Annotated in this window: 14 protein-coding genes; all 14 read right to left on the bottom strand. The window is 33.8% G+C overall.

Annotated features, from left to right (window positions below):
* Positions 1-3: 3 nt before the first annotated feature.
* The 14 genes from O5O44_RS08245 to nirB all read right to left on the bottom strand — a co-directional run bounded on the left by O5O44_RS08245 (position 4) and on the right by nirB (position 17,018).
* Positions 4-1,593, bottom strand: a complete 1,590-nt coding sequence (locus tag O5O44_RS08245) for a PAS domain-containing sensor histidine kinase (protein ID WP_289193891.1) — start codon at positions 1,591-1,593, stop codon at positions 4-6.
* Positions 1,593-2,132: a heme NO-binding domain-containing protein gene (locus tag O5O44_RS08240; protein WP_289193889.1), complete on the bottom strand. Its 540-nt coding sequence runs from the start codon at positions 2,130-2,132 to the stop codon at positions 1,593-1,595. Before O5O44_RS08240 ends, O5O44_RS08245 begins: the two co-directional genes overlap by 1 nt.
* Positions 2,132-2,542 (bottom strand): response regulator, encoded by a 411-nt coding sequence (locus tag O5O44_RS08235; RefSeq protein ID WP_289193888.1) that lies wholly within the window; start codon positions 2,540-2,542, stop codon positions 2,132-2,134. Before O5O44_RS08235 ends, O5O44_RS08240 begins: the two co-directional genes overlap by 1 nt.
* A 144-nt stretch (positions 2,543-2,686) precedes the next feature.
* Complete coding sequence (locus O5O44_RS08230; protein ID WP_289193887.1) at positions 2,687-3,007, bottom strand: hypothetical protein; 321 nt, start codon at positions 3,005-3,007, stop codon at positions 2,687-2,689.
* Positions 3,008-3,129: 122 nt separating this feature from the next.
* Complete coding sequence (locus O5O44_RS08225) at positions 3,130-4,572, bottom strand: rubredoxin (protein WP_289196442.1); 1,443 nt, start codon at positions 4,570-4,572, stop codon at positions 3,130-3,132.
* Positions 4,572-8,093 (bottom strand): nitrate reductase, encoded by a 3,522-nt coding sequence (locus tag O5O44_RS08220; protein WP_289193886.1) that lies wholly within the window; start codon positions 8,091-8,093, stop codon positions 4,572-4,574. The genes O5O44_RS08225 and O5O44_RS08220 overlap by 1 nt, the downstream gene beginning before the upstream one ends.
* Positions 8,094-8,218: 125 nt before the next feature.
* Positions 8,219-9,655 (bottom strand): MFS transporter, encoded by a 1,437-nt coding sequence (locus tag O5O44_RS08215; RefSeq protein WP_026009932.1) that lies wholly within the window; start codon positions 9,653-9,655, stop codon positions 8,219-8,221.
* A 312-nt stretch (positions 9,656-9,967) separates the two neighbouring features.
* Entirely contained in the window at positions 9,968-10,366 is a 399-nt protein-coding gene (locus O5O44_RS08210) for a hypothetical protein (RefSeq protein WP_289193885.1), read from the bottom strand.
* A gap of 89 nt (positions 10,367-10,455) precedes the next feature.
* Positions 10,456-11,124 (bottom strand): response regulator transcription factor, encoded by a 669-nt coding sequence (locus tag O5O44_RS08205; RefSeq protein ID WP_289193883.1) that lies wholly within the window; start codon positions 11,122-11,124, stop codon positions 10,456-10,458.
* A 53-nt stretch (positions 11,125-11,177) separates the two neighbouring features.
* On the bottom strand, positions 11,178-11,558 hold the full coding sequence (locus O5O44_RS08200; protein WP_019386521.1) for a RidA family protein: 381 nt from the start codon (positions 11,556-11,558) through the stop codon (positions 11,178-11,180).
* 7 nt (positions 11,559-11,565) lie between these two features.
* Complete coding sequence (locus tag O5O44_RS08195; RefSeq protein WP_289193882.1) at positions 11,566-13,380, bottom strand: sensor histidine kinase; 1,815 nt, start codon at positions 13,378-13,380, stop codon at positions 11,566-11,568.
* 10 nt (positions 13,381-13,390) lie between these two features.
* Positions 13,391-13,975 (bottom strand): DUF4202 domain-containing protein, encoded by a 585-nt coding sequence (locus O5O44_RS08190; RefSeq protein ID WP_019386523.1) that lies wholly within the window; start codon positions 13,973-13,975, stop codon positions 13,391-13,393.
* 23 nt (positions 13,976-13,998) lie between these two features.
* On the bottom strand, positions 13,999-14,376 hold the full coding sequence (gene nirD / locus O5O44_RS08185; protein WP_289193881.1) for a nitrite reductase small subunit NirD: 378 nt from the start codon (positions 14,374-14,376) through the stop codon (positions 13,999-14,001).
* Positions 14,377-14,504: 128 nt separating this feature from the next.
* Positions 14,505-17,018 carry a nitrite reductase large subunit NirB gene (nirB, locus tag O5O44_RS08180; protein ID WP_289193880.1) on the bottom strand — a complete coding sequence of 838 codons (2,514 nt, stop codon included), beginning with the start codon at positions 17,016-17,018 and terminating at the stop codon, positions 14,505-14,507.
* Positions 17,019-17,206: the final 188 nt, after the last annotated feature.

The raw sequence follows: 17,206 nt of genomic DNA, 5'->3' as shown, positions 1-17,206 counted from the left end.
AACTTATTTTTTTAATGTAAAAAAGAAAGTAGTCCCTACTCTTGGTGTACTTTTTAGCCATATTTCACCTTGATGCGAATTAACTATCTTTTTAACGATAGACAATCCAATACCAGAGGAGTCCTTACTTTTGTTTAAAGATTGAAATACTTTAAATATTTTATCATGATGTTTTGTTTCTATGCCTATACCATTATCTTCAATTGAAAACTCATAATGCGTATTGTATTCTTTTACATCAATTTTAATTACACCTTCTTCTTTGTCAATAAACTTTATGGCATTACTTATAAGGTTCTGAAACAACTGTTTTAACTTTGTTTGGTCTCCTTTTACTATAGGTAATGTATTTATTATTTCAATTTTTATATGTTCTGGCTTAAACATTATTAAAATCAATTCATTAATGATTTTATCTAAATTTACCTGTGTGTTTTCGTTACTACTTGCTCCAATACTTGAATATTCCAATACATCTGTAATGAGTTGATCCATTTTTTCTACTGTATGCTCAATTAGCTTAATATTTTGTAAACTCGTATCATTTAGATTATCCAGATTATCTTGTTTTAACCAACTCACTAATGCATTTATACTTCTCAAAGGTGATTTTAAATCATGAGAAACGATATGCGCATACTCATGTAATTCGTCATTACTTCTTTCAAGTTCATATAATAGTTTTTCCTTCTGAGCTTCTAATTGCTTAATATCTGTAATATCAAAATTAATTCCAATGGCACCAGTAACATTGCCATTTAAATCAAAATTAGGTGCGCCACTAATAAGCCAATGTCTTATTTCTCCATCTTTCTTTTTTATTCTTAACTCATAAGAATCGGTCTTCCCTTCTTTTCTTTCAGCTACTTGTCTAGCTATAATTGCGTGATCCTCTTTTACCGGTAAAAAATCCTTACCTAGAACTCCAATGAGCTCTTCTTTAGTATATCCTGTCATCCGCTCAAAAGACTCATTCACCATCAAGATTCTGTCTTCTGGATCAACTTCTACAAGTCCTAAGTTCATGTTGGATATGATACTTGCATACTTTAATTTCTCAGCTTCTAGACTTTTATTATAATTTCTCTCTTCGGTGATATCTCTTACTATACCCTGAGCTGCAACAGCTACACCTTGATCGTATATAATACTCGCGTTAATATGTACTAATATATGCTTCTTTTTTCTTGTAATAATTTTAACGTGAAAGTCGGTTATGTGTCCGGTAGTTAAAAGCGTACTAAACGATTCTTGAACTCGTGACGCTTCGCTAGGATCTACCATTTCAATAAGGTTAAAATCCTCCTTAGAATTTTCAAACCCAAGAAGTGATACCGCAGAATCATTCATCTTGAGAATATTACCAAACAAATCCATTATCACGTAGGCATCAACAATGTTTTCAAAGACACCTTGTAGTTGCGAATCTGTTTTAGTTAGTAATATTTCTAAATCTTGATTCGCTTTTAATAATTTCTGGTTGGCTTCATAAAGTTCTGCAGCCTTTTGTTCTAGAATCTTTTCAGCTGCTTTTCGAGCTCCTTTTTCTCGAGCTAATGCACGTTTTAATATTTCGATTTGGTCTTGGCCCATTAATTCTTATTGATAATGAATTTTACCTCAGTACCATCCTCTTTAATCTTTTCTAAAACAATTGTTGCTGTTGAATTAAAATGTTCAAATGTTTTATTCATTAAACCTAATCCAAAATGATGCATTGCGCGACTCGACTTATATATCATGACCAAAGAGTTCTTAGTTTTTTCTATAACCTGAAAAGTGGGTAATTCGGCATCTGGATAAATTTTCCTTACTTCAATATGTATATGATTCTCAATAGAAGCGAGCATTTCTATAGGGTCATTATAGGTAGCAAGCAACCCTGGGTAACTATCCTCTAAAACACTAAAAAAGTGTTCGGCATAGACTAATAATAAATCGTCAATTGATATTCCTGTATTATCACTTAAATGTTGTAAAAGTTGTAACATTTCTGAGAACTTATATGTACCTACAGAGGTGTACATACCTTGTGATTCTAAGTTGGATTCTGAGATAATTTTATCCACCATTTCTAAACCAAACTTATCTTCTACTAATTCTAAAAATTCTGTGAAGACAATACCTTTCATTAAATTTGTTTTAATTCGTTAATACTCCAATACGCCAATAATTTTTCAATTTTTGCCACATAGTCTTCATATTTTAAAGGCTTTAAAACATAACCCGCTATTCCTATTTCATAACATTCCAACAAATCTCTTTGATTGCTAGAAGTTGTTAAGATAATGGTTGGTATATATTTTAAAATATCATCATTTTTTAAAATATTTAAAAACTCGATACCATTGATTTTTGGCATATTCAAATCTAACAAAATTATGTCAGGTAATTCGTCTTTTTTATTCAAAATTTTAAGAGCCTCTTCACCATTGTTCGCTTCAACAATTTTATGCTCTAATTCTAGCGATGAAATTGTTCTGTTCAATTTCATGACTTCAATCATGTCGTCTTCAATCAATAATATATTTAAGTTTTTCATCAGGGTTATAATTTCATCTATTATTTGAATGGATAAAATTATCCTTATTCCTTGATGTAAAAGCTTAAATTAGTTTATTGAACGATTAATATAGATTAACGGTAAATAAGTGTCGACGAACTGTTTAATCGAAATCTTCTAAGTTCAGGCTGCGTGTGAGTTTAAAGCCATACTTCGTGTAGTCTTAATAGTATTTATTTTACATATTAGTTTAGAAGATTTTAACTCGTCATAGAATTCTTGATTAAATCCTTGAATATGATTCGCTGTAATTTGCTTTTCAAGTTGATTTATATATTCTATATGTTTTAAATTTCTATTTATTATGTATTGTTGAACTTCAACAACATTTTGGTTAGCTGAAGTATCTTTAAACTCAGAATTAGCTTCTTGCTTAATATTTGCAACAGTTTTAAATAAAATATCAGCAAAATTTCCAAGGGATTTTAATAAAATACTTTTCATTATAACAGATTTAAATTAATTATTTACTGTTACAAATGTACTAGTGAATTGTTCCTTATTTTTAATAATTCTTTTAATGTAACGGGTTTAGCGGTAATTGGAATTTAAGTGTCGACGAATAGCTATAACCGCATTTTAGTTTTTAACATTTTCTTTTCGAAACTGCTTAAAGGCGCATCACAGACCGAACATTGGTACGTGTTAGGCAGACTTTTAAACGGTGTGTTTGGTAGAATATCTTGAGTAATATCGCCGTAAATCTCATTATAAACAGTCATACATTCCGAGCATTGATATACTTCTTCTTCTGTGATTTCTTTTATTATGGTTTTAACCGTTTCTTGCTCAGGCTCGTTTCCTAATTGTTCAAAATAAAGCTGACTCAATTCCATCAACAACCCTGGAAGTTCCACTTTATCAACATCTTGAACATGCATGATATATTCTTGCGTATTCGGGTCGAAATTCTTAGCATACAGTAAGTTATAGGTATCTCTTATTTTAAAATCGCCAATTTGTTCAGGCTTTTTATTTTTTTCAACTACTATTGAAGTAAAATTATATGTATCGCTATCATAACTTGTAATTCCGAAGGTTAAACCATAAGTACTGATATCATTTTGGTCGAAATTGGTCACTAAATATTTTTTGAGATTTAATGCGTCTTTATCATTTACTGGTAAATGCCAGTTCATCTCTAGCATAGAATGACGAACATTAATACCAAATTTTCCTAAGAGTTTTTCCCATTTTAATTTCGATTCTAACGGAATTCCTTTTACAATAAATGATTTCCATGGTGTGATAGATATTTTTCCAATTTTATTCTCGGAACACAACTCGCACATAGCTTTTAAAAACTTTAAATCGTATCGGTTATTTCGCCAATACAAACCTAACCAATACCTATCTGAAGCAATTCTATTCATGCCTTCGTAATACGGAAATGGATAAAAAGGCACCTCTAAAGGTTTATCGACGGTTCTATTATTGGTATCAATAGCGTCGCTAACTAAATCAAAAACCATTTCAATAGATTCTGGTTCTTCAATTAGAATGTTTTCAATAGCGAGTTCTATCTTATCCATGTCCCAGCTATAAATTAAAGCTGGATACATTTTAGTTTTTTCCCAACCTGGTAATCTTAAATATAAATACCAATAATCTTCATGCTCTGAGGCAATAAAATTCACATTACCTGTAAATAACGGTACTAATCGTTGTTTGGGATCAATAACGTTAATACGAAGCTTCGGATTGTGTTTAAACTGCTCTATAACATACAGATAACGATCACTAGTTAACCATGATGTACTTGGTAAAATTTCAGCTGAAACATAAGATGAAGAAATATTTTCTACACCATCTCTTTTAGGTTTTACAAACTGGATTTTATTAAACTGGCTAAACTTACTTTCATCAATTTCTTCTGGGAAAATAATATCTTGACGGGAACCAAAAGATATGGCATCTAAACCTAAAGCTTCGGCGGCTTCACAAATGTAATGTAACTCACCTGGTGATAACACACCTCCATTTATTCGTAATCTATATGGCTCCTTCATCATACTAGAATTTTTGAATTTTGAAGTATGTCTCTAACTTCTGTTTTGCAACTACCACAACCTAATCCTGCTCCAGTTTTATTACATAGCTCCGTAAAATCAGTGCAACCTTTGGCAATGGTTTCCTCTATATTTCCTGCGCCCACTTGACTACATGAACAGACTAATTTACCGAGAACTGGAACATCATTAGACGAACCTCGAAGTAGCTTATCACGCTTTTCGGCCATTTCAATCTTACTTTCAATCATGGTTTTAAATTCGGCAAATTCATTTTTATCCCCCATTAAAACCGCACCAATTAATAAATCGTCTTTTACAATACACTTTTTATAATAGCGCTTTTTAATATCGGTAAATATTATTTCCTCAAAACTATCATCATTTTCAGGAACATTTATTTCACCTATACTGCAAAGGTTAAGATCATTAAACTTCAAAATATTCATTAAAACCGAACCGTTATAAGCGCAACTTATATCGCCAGCAATATAATTTGCCAGAATATTGGCTTGCTCTTCAGCTGCCGATGTAATTCCAAATAATTGATTGTTGTATTCTGCAATTTCACCAATAGCAAAAATATCTGGATGTGAAGATTGTAAATGCTGATTAACAATGACTCCTCTTCTACAAGAAATGCCGTTTTCTCGGGCTATTTCTACGTTAGGAATAGTCCCAATGGCATAAACAATAGCATTGGCAGTTATAAATTTTCCACTCTTTAAGGTGATATTTAATTCGCCGGTATCCTCATCATCAAATACGGTACTTACTTCATTATCAAAATAAATTTGAATACCTCGTTCTTGAACATCTAACGCAAGTAGTTTACTTGATACCAAATCTAATTGACGTTCCATTAAACGTGAACCTCGCTGCACAATTGTGATTTTAGCGTTTTTATGCTTCATAGCAGCTGCTAATTCTAATCCTAAAAGCCCGCCACCTACAATTACCACATGTTGTTCTTCAGGTGGTAAATTAGTAGCCTCTAAATAAGCTTTAAAGCTGTCCGCATCACTTTTGTTTCGCATGGTAAATCGACCCGGTAAATCTATTTGAACATCCTTAGGTACAAAAGCACGACTTCCAGTCGCTAAAATGAGTTTGTCAAATTGATGTGTATCACCTGTATTATCTGTAACCGTTTTATGAGTTTTATCAACCTTTGTTAAATAGGTTTCAGGATGTAATTGAATGTTAAGTTTTTTTAGCTCTTTCGCTTTGATTTTTAAGAGTTCATCCCAAGACAATTCTTCTGTAACATACTCAGGTAGTAATACTCTGTTATAAAATAAATTAGGCTCTTTTGAAAACACATGTATTTCGTCGGTTTCATTTTGTTCTCTGTAGTTTTGAACAAACCTAAAAGCCGCAGCTCCTGCGCCGGCGATTATAATTTTTTCTACTTTCTTTTTGTGTTTTGAAACCGAAACTCGTGTAAATTTGAAATCGGGTTCTTTTGATACTGGATCTACATGAGTATTGGTTAAATTATTTGCTCTGTTTAAATTACTTTGCAACTGCTTACCCCAATGCATTGGTAGAAAAACCACGCCTTTCTTGATGTTTTCTGTAACACTGGCTCGAACTCTTACTACGCCATTTTCACTAGTAATTTCGGTAATATCGCCATTTTTAATTTTGTACAAATACGCATCTACCGGATGAATTTCTAAAACTGGTGTTGGGTAATGAGTTTTTAAACGTGATACCTTTCCTGTCTTAGTCATAGTATGCCATTGATCTCTAACTCTACCCGTTGTAAGAATTAATGGGAAGTCTTCATTTGGCAATAAAGAATTATTCTCTATAGTACTTGGTAAATTAAATTTCGCATTCCCTGAAGCCGTATAAAACTTTTTATTCTGAAAAAGTCTTGGCGTTCCTTCATGTCTGTGCTCTGGCACTGGCCATTGGAACGTACCTTCATTTTTTAATCTGTCGTAATTTAAGTAAGACACATCAATATTTGTGCCTTTGGTCATGGCAGCGTATTCATCGTAAATCTCGCTTGAACTATTAAAATTAAACCCTCTAAAGCCCATGCGTTTTGCGAAATCACAAAATATTTCAACATCAGGTCTTGCTTCTCCTGGAGCATCAATTTCTTTAGGTAGATATGAAATTCTTCTTTCAGAATTTGTCATAGTTCCTTCTTTCTCCAACCATCCAGCTGCTGGCAACACTAAATCTGCAAAAGCAACCGTATCCGATTTATGCGATATATCTTGAACCACAATAAACTTTGCGTTTTCCATCGCTTTTTCAATCCTATTAAGGTTTGGTAAGCTAACTAGCGGATTAGTACAGGCAATCCACACCGCTTTAAGTTTTCCGCTTTCTAAAGCATCAAACATTTCAGTAGCTGTTAACCCAGGTTTTGGGTTGATTTTATCAACGCCCCAAAACTGAGCCACTTCTCTACGGTGCTCTTCATTCATTAGGTCTTTGTGTACTGCCAGTAAATTGGCCATGCCACCAACTTCGCGACCACCCATAGCATTAGGCTGTCCTGTTAAAGAAAATGGTCCGCAACCCGGTTTTCCAACTTGTCCTGTTATTAATGATAAATTTAAAAGCGATACATTTTTATCTGTACCAACCACACTTTGGTTAAGCCCCATAGCCCACATGCTAATAAATCCTTTGGAAACCCCTATGGTATCGGCTGCTTTTTGAATATCCTTTTCTGAAACACCACATATTTTTGAAGCTTGCTTTAAAGAAGTCTTGAAAATTAAATCTTTATATTCTTGAAAACCATCTGTATGATTTTTAATAAAATCTTCATCGATTAATCCTCGTTTATACAAGCATCTAGCAATGGCATTATACAAAACAACATCGGTTCCAGGTAGCAATTGTAAATGAATATCTGCGAAGTTTGCAGTATCCGTTTTTCTAGGGTCTACAACTATAATTTTAACATTCGGATTTTCCTCTTTGTGCTTTTCTAATCTTCTGAACAAAATGGGATGGCACCAAGCAGGATTTGCTCCAGTGATTAAAAATGTATCTGCAAGTTCTATATCTGCATATGAAATTGGCACACTATCTTCACCAAAAGTTTTCTTATATCCCACTACAGCAGAGCTCATGCATAAGCGAGAATTTGTATCTATATTATTTGTTCCAATAAAACCTTTGGTAAGTTTATTTGCAATGTAATATTCTTCAGTTAAACTTTGTCCAGATACATAAAACCCAACACTATCGGGTCCGTGTTTTTTTATGATGGATTTAAAAACACTAGCAGCACGATCTAAAGCATCGTCCCAACTCACACGCTCTCTAGGATGTGAACGACTCCAACGCATCTCTGGATACAGAATTCTGTCTGACACGTCATTTGCTACATAATGCAAATTCATACCTTTAGAGCATAACATGCCTTTGTTTACAGGGTGGTCCTTATCTCCCTCGACAAAAACTTTGTTGTTGGCATCTTTTTTAACAATAATGCCGCAACCTACACCACAATATGAACACGTTGTTTTGACTTCGTTTTTAATCATTTAGACCAACATTTATTACTAAATAAGACAATATATTTATACCAAACAAACACCGCTTTTATTATTCTGAATACCTTAAAAAATAGACTTTAAATTTTTAAATCGTTAATAATGACATTAAAAATTTAGCTATTTAATTTTATAGTTTGCAAACCTTCCATGAGTTCGTTGTCCATATCTTCACTAGGAATATCTTGCTTTTCGTCTGCTGGCGAAAACTTAATGGCTAAGGCAAGAAACCCAATAATAACCACAATAAAACCTATTAACATATATCCTTCTGAAACGGCTAATGAAGAAGCTGAAGATTGTGCTGCTTGTAACAATTCTTCACTCATACCCTTATTTTCCAGAATCGCAGTTTTTTCAGCTAATGCGGATTTTGACTTCAATAAAAATGCTGCTAAAAAAGCCCCTACATTACCTCCTGCTCCAACAATACCAGAAACAGAACCAATCGCCTTTTTATTAATAAACGGAACAACAGAGAACGTCGCGCCTTCGGCCATTTGAACACTTAAGCTAAACAATATTAAAAAGATGAATCCTATAACTATACTCGTAGTTAAAGAAAATGTAACTAGCATGATACCTTGAACTGTTAAAATAAAAGACAGGAACAAAACACGACCTCTTAAACCTTTTAACTTACCAAATTTATCTCCAAAAAAGCCTCCTAAAGTTCTAGCAAAAATATTCATTAAAGCAAAAGACAACACAATATTTCCGGCCGTAATTCTTTCTAATTGAAACGTATTTTGAAGATAATCATCCATTGTACCATAAACAGTTAATTCGATACCAAAACTTGCTGCATATACTAGAAATAATATCCAGATTCTATAATCATTCAATACTGCTAAAAAGCCTACTTTATCTTTCTTTTTATCAATAGCAATACCCGATTCTTTTAAATCTTTAAAATTTCCTTCTGGAGTATCTTGAGTAAAAAAGAAATATACTAGACCCATTAAAAAGCAAACAATTCCGGCAATTACCATCGCGTATCTCCATGCTTCGGTATCAGCAACACCAAAAGCAACAACTGCCGATGCTATTAAAGGCATTCCCAAACGGTTGGCTCCTCCTCCTAAATTGCCCCATCCCGCTGATGTGGCGTTTGCTGTTCCAACAATATTAGGTGCAAACATTAATGAAGTGTGTACTTGAGTAATAACAAAAGAGGCACCAATAAATCCAATAAACAATCTACAAATTAAAAATTGTGTAGGTGTTTGTACCAAACCACACAGAATTACCGGAATAGCTCCTAATATAAGTAGCCAAGTATAGCAAAGTCTTGGTCCGTATTTATCACATAATTTTCCGATAAGTAATCTAGCAAATACGGTACCTGTAACCGCCAAAATAATGGAATTCCATTTTTGATCGGGTGTTAAACCCAAATCGCGAACAACATCTGGCATAAAAGGCACAATCCCGAACCATGCGAAGAAACACATGAAAAAGGATATGGCAGTAATCCAAAATGTACGTATTGAAACGTTTCTAAGATTTAATAAATTTAATGTCGTGGACTTAGTTGGTATTGTATTATTCATAATTAAGTACTTTTATACGTACAAAACTAAGTATTAATACTTAATTAAATTTAAAATTGCGTACGTATTTGTAAATAAATATGAGTTTGACAAAATAGAAATGCGGATTTTATGGAATTAATAAAATCTAAGGGTAAATAGTTGTGATTTTTGTAATTGTGACAACATAAATATGTGTGCAACGACTTTGCATATGCAAAGATTCGCGTTTTTAACACCTCATTTAACAAATAAATCACAGATTGAAAGACCACGAGGACTTACATATGTAGGCTTTTACCAATAATGAATTGATTATGTTGTAGACTTTCGTTATCTCACCTTTGATTGCGAAATCTTATTGAAAAAGTTTTGCAAACAATTACTTTGGTCATCTAAAAACTCTTCAATTTCTTCAATAAATGATTCTTTTTGTTGTTGACGATTTATTGTTAGATGAATGACTACAGCGTCAGGATCTGGAAGAATTCCAGTTGTAATTGTCCACGCTAATGCATTTGGGCATTCTACTAAAGCAAAACGCAGCCCTCCTTTAATAAGTGTTCTAGTTAAAGTGAATTCACCCCAAATACCTCCAATATCAGCTTCAGTATTATTTTGATCACCAATAACAAAAATCTCATTGCTAAAATATTCTAGATTTTCAATAGTTAGTTCCTCTTGAATAATTTTGTCTTGTGTCTTTAAATTTATAATTCTAAAAAACTCCATATTGTGTATTTATGATCTTAGTAACCAGTCAATCAAGTATATAAAATTCAATCTTAATGAAGGTTAACTATTATAGGTAGTATTATAAATTACGACACCAAACCAAATTCTTTGGCCTTATTACTTAATTCCATTAAGTTCTTTACTTCCAACTTTTTCATTAAATTAAACCGGTGTACTTCGGCAGTTCGCTTGCTTATTTGAAGTTCGTCTGCAATATCTTTATTATTCTTCAACTGAAGAACCAAACTAAGTATTTGCTTTTCACGCTTGGTAAGTTTAAAAGGATCTTCTTTAGGTGTATTAACTGGATTAACCGCTGTGTTTGTATTCCCATTCACAAAATTATTCATGATAATGGCCGATACATCACCTGTGAAGTATTTTCCTCCAGAAGCCACTTTAGTTAAAGCCTTCAAAAACTCTTCTTTACTCGCCCCTTTCAGCAAATAACCATCAGCACCCGCTTGAATTGCTTGCACCACATATTCCTCGGAATCATGCATTGAGAGTACCAAAGTCTTCACATCACTATTAGAATTATTGATTTCGCGAACTACTTCAATACCATTCATTTCCGGCATTCTTATATCAACAATTAATACATGAGGTTGATTCTTTTTTATAACTTCTAGTGCCTCTTTTCCATTTGAGGCCTCATCTATCACTACAATTCCAGATTGGTCTTCTAATAACGCCTTAATGCCATCTCTTACCAGTACATGGTCGTCTGCAAGTACTACATTGATAATATTCATAAATACTAATTATAAGTACAAAAGTAGTAATTTTAAGTAATACTACGTATTTTTCAACTTTTTAAAGCGGTGACCTGAATTTCTATTTTCATTTTGTTGTCTGCTAATTTCGCCGAAAACATAGTTGCTGCAGGTTTAATATCGCCAAGGTATTTTCTTAAAATTGGCCAACACATTTCAAAATCGCTTGCTTCTGGTAAAATATAAGTAACCCTAACAATATCAGATAAACTTGCATTGGCTTTTTCTAATGTATTTTTTATATTAAGTAAGCATTGTTCAGTTTGTTCAGCTATGTCTTCGCTAATGGTCATATTGTCGTAATTATAGCCTGTTGTACCTGATACAAATACCCAATCGCCTTGCACTACTGCTCTCGAATACCCGATTTTTTCTTCAAAGGTAGAGCCTGTACTTATGAGTTTTCTTTTCATAAATCACTTATTTTAGCGGAATATTTAATGTAATACGTGTTCCCTTACCTTCTTCAGAATTTAAAAAGAGTCTACCATCAATATATTTTATACGTTCCTGCATAAAGGTGAGCCCCATGCCACCATCACCTGCTTTAATGTGTTTCACTTTACTTGGGTCAAAACCCTTACCATTATCATCTATTACAATACTTAATATGTTTTTACTATGCGATAATGATACCAAAATATGAGTGGAATCGGCATATTTTATAGCATTGTTTATGGCCTCTTGAGTAATGCGATAAATATTAATTTCTTCTAAAGAATCTAAACGCTGATTGAAATCTGTTTTATTAAAAAACACAATATCCTTTCCAGTTAATTTTGAAAGTTCTTGTACCAATTTGTTAATCGCAGGAACAATACCATGATCGGTTAATTCTGGTGGTGTCAAATTAAAAGTAGCTGTTCTAACTCCTTTTATAATATTGGAAGTCAATTCTTTAAGATGCTCTATTTTAACTTTTGCTTTATTAAAATCACTAGTATCAATACTTTCTAAATTATATTTTAAACCAGTAAGCATCTGCCCAATTCCATCGTGTACATCTTTAGCAATTCTGTTCTGTTCCTTTTCCTGGTTTTCGATAATTTTACTCGAGATAACCTTTTGCTGATTCATCTTTTCCTCAAAGCTTTTTGTTGTCAATCTGTCGATTTCTAACTGTGCTTGTTTTCGCATTGTAATATCAGAAGCTATAATCAGAATTTCCGATTTGTCTTCCGTAGGATTATAAGGAATAATAGCCATCTCTAACCATATGTCAATCTTATCTTTGGTTGTTGCCTTGACTTCACCCTGCCATCCCGTTTTAATGTTTTTGGTTATAACATCTTCTATGGCGAGTTGTTCGGTTTCAATATGAGATAAAACGTCCCAAATCATGGTCGCATCATTAAATTTTGAAAATTTAAATAAACGCGAAAATTTATTTCCCATGTGTACAATGGTCCCGTTAGGAAGAATTCTAGCAAATAATAAGGTGTCGTCCATAGCACGACTTAATGCCCTTAGTTCTTTAATCGACTTCTCTTTTGAAATACTTAGTATATCAGCATCATAAGCCATTTTTTTAGCATGCTTTTCCGCCGTTAATAAATCAGACAAAATAGACTTTACCGATTTCGCGGCAGGCCAAAATATAAACAAGAATTCCCCTAATAAAATGAGTAAAGTTAAAATGGTAAGCCATAACTCTAATTGGCGCAACCAAGCTACTTTATGGTCTGCCTCTAGGTCGTATTGATTCACAATATCGTCCATGAGTTTTAAAAACTCCCCTTCGTTTGCTTTTATTTTTTCAATTTCAGGGCTGTACTTTTCCAAGAATGAATTCTCACTATCAACAGGAGAATTAATAATGCTTGTTGTAGCCGATTGTATCGTATCAAAAACCGGATTTAGAAGCTTGAATTTCTCACTAACCGCAAGACTATTGTCTCCAGGTAGTCCTAAACTATCATTACCTTTTTGAAGTGCATCGTGCGATAATTCCCAGAGCTTTAAAGTCGCTCTAATCTGATCTTTTAATTGACTTATTTTTGTGGTATTCGTTTCAGCAGAAAGTGAAACAATATCCTTGGTAAGTTTCTGGCTTAACATACGCTGCCTTCCAGCAACGTTTATAACTGAAGAATCGCTCTCTTGTCTACTTAAATGCGAACGAATAAGTAACTGACTTACAATAATAGAAACGGCGATTGTACTTAAAGCAATAATGTATAAACGACGTAATTTATCAAACGTTCTTTGGTCTAATGAATTACCCAGTTTTGTCATGTGCTAATTTTTAAGATATAGCTTGCTTAACTAAAGCTAAACTCTTTTCAGAGAATGGGAGTTGTAATGCGGCTTCATGCCCTTTATCAGACATTTTTACCCAAGTTTTTTTAAGTATATCAATAATTTTTTCTTCTTCATGTTTCGCTGCAAACTCCTCAAAGTAATAATCCAAAAACACCAAACAAATCGTGTCTTCTAGCGTTTGACTTTCCTCGTTTTTCTTAATGAGTTTTTTGTTAATTAAAAATGAAACTCTATCCACAAACTGTTGGTCGTAACCCACCTGATTTAGAATTTCGGCAGTTAATTCAGCATGCATTTTCTTTAAGGTTTCGCGCCATTTTAAATAACCTACACGATCCATTGGGTATTCGTCTCTAGGAATTTTCCATCTACAAATATGTTGAGCGCGTGCCGCAATTTGTAATGCCTTAGAAGCATTAGGGTTAAACTGCAATAACTTTCTCGTCATTCGTTGCGAATACAGCAACTCCTTTGGGTATTCAATACCAAATACTTGGTACGTATTTTTATCTTCAGCGTTTTTTTTATCTATTAAAGCAAGGGCAGTTTCAAATCTTGTTGGTTTCATCAGGAATGGTTTTAATCAAATCTTTAATCTGAGAAGCCAATATACACATTTCCGTCTTTAATTTTAACAGGATAGGTCGCAATTTTTAAATCTTCACCTGCAAGATTCGATCCGTCTTCTAAAGAAAAATTCTTTTTATGCATTGGGCAAGCCACTTTAGGAATCCCTTCCTTATCGCCTATCATCCCTAACGAAAGTACCATTTCCATTTTATGCGGACATAAATTTTGGCAAGCATACCATTTTCCAGTTCTTGCAAAATTATAAACCGCAATTTGCTTGGTTTTATACTTTATACAGGCGCCACTATTCTCAGGAAAATCTGAGGTCAAACCAACTTTAAACCACTCTTTTACTGCGTTTTCAGTAACTGTTTCATATTGACTTAATATATCTTGCATAATCTTATGTTTTAAATATTTTTAATATTGGCGTTACCACAAGGGTCGGGCTTTCCGTTACAAGTCCTCGCTGTCGCTGCGGGCTTTCTTCTGCAATCCCTAACGCGGTGTCTGTTTGCATTCTTTAGTTAAACCCAAGCTTTTGGCATTTTCTGTCCTCTCATCGGAACAAAAACTAAATTATCATCTGTATCATCAGAATTTACAAAATGCTTAAAACGTTTCATCATTTCTGGGTTTTCAATAGCTTCCTTCCACTCACATTCATATTTATTTACTAAACCTTGCATTTCTTGCTCTAAATCTTCTGCAATCCCTAAAGAATCCTCAATAACTACTTTTTTCAAATATTCAATACCGCCTTCAAGCTTATCTAACCAAGGGGCTGTTCTAACCAACGGGCCAGCAGTTCGTATGTAATACATTAAAAATCTATCTAAGTATTTCACAGCCGTTTCGTCATCCAATTGTTCAGCGAGTAAAATAGCATGTTTTGGTGTAGCTCCACCGTTTCCGCAGACATATAAATTCCATCCGCCGTCCACAGCAATCAGCCCAAAATCTTTACCTCTTGCCTCAGCACATTCTCTAATACAACCTGAAACTCCTCCTTTTAACTTATGTGGTGAACGTAAGCCTCTGTATCGGTTTTCAATCTCTATGGCAAACGTTACACTCTCGTGCATACCGTATCTACACCAAGTAGAACCTACGCAGCTTTTTACCGTTCTTAACGATTTGCCGTATGCATGTCCACTCTCAAAACCTGCATCTATTAATTCTTTCCAAATCAAAGGTAATTCATGTATTTGAGCTCCAAATAAATCAATACGCTGTCCACCTGTAATTTTAGTGTATAAATCGTATTTCTTTGCAACTTCACCAATAACAATAAGTTGATCTGGAGTTATCTCTCCACCTGCAACTCTAGGCACGACAGAGTAAGTACCATTTCGTTGAATATTTGCTAAAAACCTATCGTTGGTATCTTGTATAGTTGGTTGCCTATTGGCCGTTTCCATGGTTATTGTTGCAAATATTGATGCTAATAACGGTTTACAAACCTCGCAACCATGTCCTTCTCCAAATAAATTCAATGCTTCATCATAATCAGCAACTCTATTTATTTTAATTAAATCGTACAGTTCTTGACGACTAAAATTGAAGTGCTCACAAATGGTTTCTTTAACTTCTTTACCTAACGATTTTAATGTTTCGTTCACCAAATCAACAACCATTGGTTTACAACCACCACAACCAGAGGTTGCTTTTGTTTTAGCCACAATATCTGATAAGTTATTGCTTTCACCACCGGTAATAGAACAGCAAATATCACCTTTAGAAACACTCTCGCAAGAACAAACCTGTGCCGTATCTGGTAAATCTAAAACGCTACCAAATGAAGCCCCACCTTCGCTTGCAGGTAATATAAGTTGCGATGCATCTTCAGGAATTGCCATGCCGTTTAAATAAATTTGATGCAACATGTTATAGTCTGTAGCATCACCAACAAGAATTCCTCCTAGTAATGATTTCCCATCAAGACTAACATTAATTCTTTTGTATAAATACTGTGTTTTATTTTCAAATATTATGGAATGTCCTTTTGCTGCTGGCATAAAAGGTTCTCCAAAACTCGCCACGTCTACGCCAATCAACTTTAATTTAGTAGACATATCAATATCATCAGGCATTAATGAATCGCTATCACCTAAGATTTGATCTACGGCAACACCAGCCATATCGTAACCTGGGGCTACTAAACCATAAATCATTTGATTGTATAAAGCGATCTCTCCAATGGCATAAATATTTTCATCGGAAGTTTGCATTTTGTTATCAACTACAATACCACCGCGAACGCCCATTTCCAAACCACAAGTTTTACCTAATTCATCCCTCGGTCTAATTCCAGCTGAAATAACCAACATATCAACATCCAGAACATCATCTTCACCAAACTCTAAACTTGTAATGGCTTTGTCTCCAAGTATCTGATTGGTTGCCTTACTTAAGTGAATATTTAAACCAATAGATTCTAACTTTAATTGTAATACCTGACTACTTCTTAAATCTAATTGCCTTGGCATTAGTTTTGAAGCAAATTCTACGATATGAGGTTCTAAGCCCATATCCATAACTGCTTTACCAGCTTCTAAACCTAACAATCCACCACCAAGAACCGCTGCTTTAGCATTAGGATTGTTCGCTTTAATCTTGGCTGCATAAGCTAACATACCTTCTAAATCTTCAATGGTACGGTAAACGAATACACCTTCCTTTTCAACACCTTTAATTGGCGGAACAAATGCCGAAGACCCTGTCGCTAAAACCAAATAATCGTATGAAAACTCACGATCAGTTACAGTAGTAATTGTTTTTTTTGATCTGTGGATATCAGAAACACGTTCACCAACAATTAAATCGATTCCATGTTCTGTATACCACTCTAATGGTGCCATTTCTAACGCTTTGGCATCTTGGTTTTCAAAAAATTCACTTAAATGAACTCTATCGTAAGCAGGTCTCGGTTCTTCTCCAAAAACTGTGATCTTAAAATCTTTAGAAGCTGCTTTTTCTACAAATTTCTCGCAAAACTTGTAGCCAACCATCCCATTTCCAACAACAATAATATGTTTCATTCGTTTCGTTTTAATTGTTAAACGGTTGTATGCTATTCGTTTAAAGAAGATAGTTATACTATCAAAATGCTGTAACAAACGAATACATAACTACGTATTTTAAAACAAAACTAAGTATTTATACTTATTTTATTATGTGTTTATCGAAGAAATTTACGTAGAAAGCCAATTATTATCAATTTCGCAAA

It is taken from the genome of Algibacter luteus, assembly GCF_030344935.1.
Taxonomy (GTDB): domain Bacteria; phylum Bacteroidota; class Bacteroidia; order Flavobacteriales; family Flavobacteriaceae; genus Arenitalea; species Arenitalea lutea.
Note: the sequence above shows the minus strand (reverse complement) of the source record. Positions and strands in the feature narration are given on the sequence as shown.

Coding starts and splice junctions, on each gene's coding strand:
- nirD (WP_289193881.1), bottom strand. CDS start 14,376: ATGCAAGATATATTAAGTCAATATGAAACAGTTACTGAAAACGCAGTA.
- O5O44_RS08235 (WP_289193888.1), bottom strand. CDS start 2,542: ATGAAAAACTTAAATATATTATTGATTGAAGACGACATGATTGAAGTC.
- O5O44_RS08200 (WP_019386521.1), bottom strand. CDS start 11,558: ATGAAAAGAAAACTCATAAGTACAGGCTCTACCTTTGAAGAAAAAATC.
- O5O44_RS08240 (WP_289193889.1), bottom strand. CDS start 2,132: ATGAAAGGTATTGTCTTCACAGAATTTTTAGAATTAGTAGAAGATAAG.
- O5O44_RS08195 (WP_289193882.1), bottom strand. CDS start 13,380: ATGACAAAACTGGGTAATTCATTAGACCAAAGAACGTTTGATAAATTA.
- O5O44_RS08220 (WP_289193886.1), bottom strand. CDS start 8,093: ATGATTAAAAACGAAGTCAAAACAACGTGTTCATATTGTGGTGTAGGT.
- O5O44_RS08190 (WP_019386523.1), bottom strand. CDS start 13,975: ATGAAACCAACAAGATTTGAAACTGCCCTTGCTTTAATAGATAAAAAA.
- O5O44_RS08210 (WP_289193885.1), bottom strand. CDS start 10,366: ATGGAGTTTTTTAGAATTATAAATTTAAAGACACAAGACAAAATTATT.
- O5O44_RS08230 (WP_289193887.1), bottom strand. CDS start 3,007: ATGAAAAGTATTTTATTAAAATCCCTTGGAAATTTTGCTGATATTTTA.
- O5O44_RS08205 (WP_289193883.1), bottom strand. CDS start 11,124: ATGAATATTATCAATGTAGTACTTGCAGACGACCATGTACTGGTAAGA.
- O5O44_RS08245 (WP_289193891.1), bottom strand. CDS start 1,593: ATGGGCCAAGACCAAATCGAAATATTAAAACGTGCATTAGCTCGAGAA.
- nirB (WP_289193880.1), bottom strand. CDS start 17,018: ATGAAACATATTATTGTTGTTGGAAATGGGATGGTTGGCTACAAGTTT.
- O5O44_RS08225 (WP_289196442.1), bottom strand. CDS start 4,572: ATGAAGGAGCCATATAGATTACGAATAAATGGAGGTGTGTTATCACCA.
- O5O44_RS08215 (WP_026009932.1), bottom strand. CDS start 9,655: ATGAATAATACAATACCAACTAAGTCCACGACATTAAATTTATTAAAT.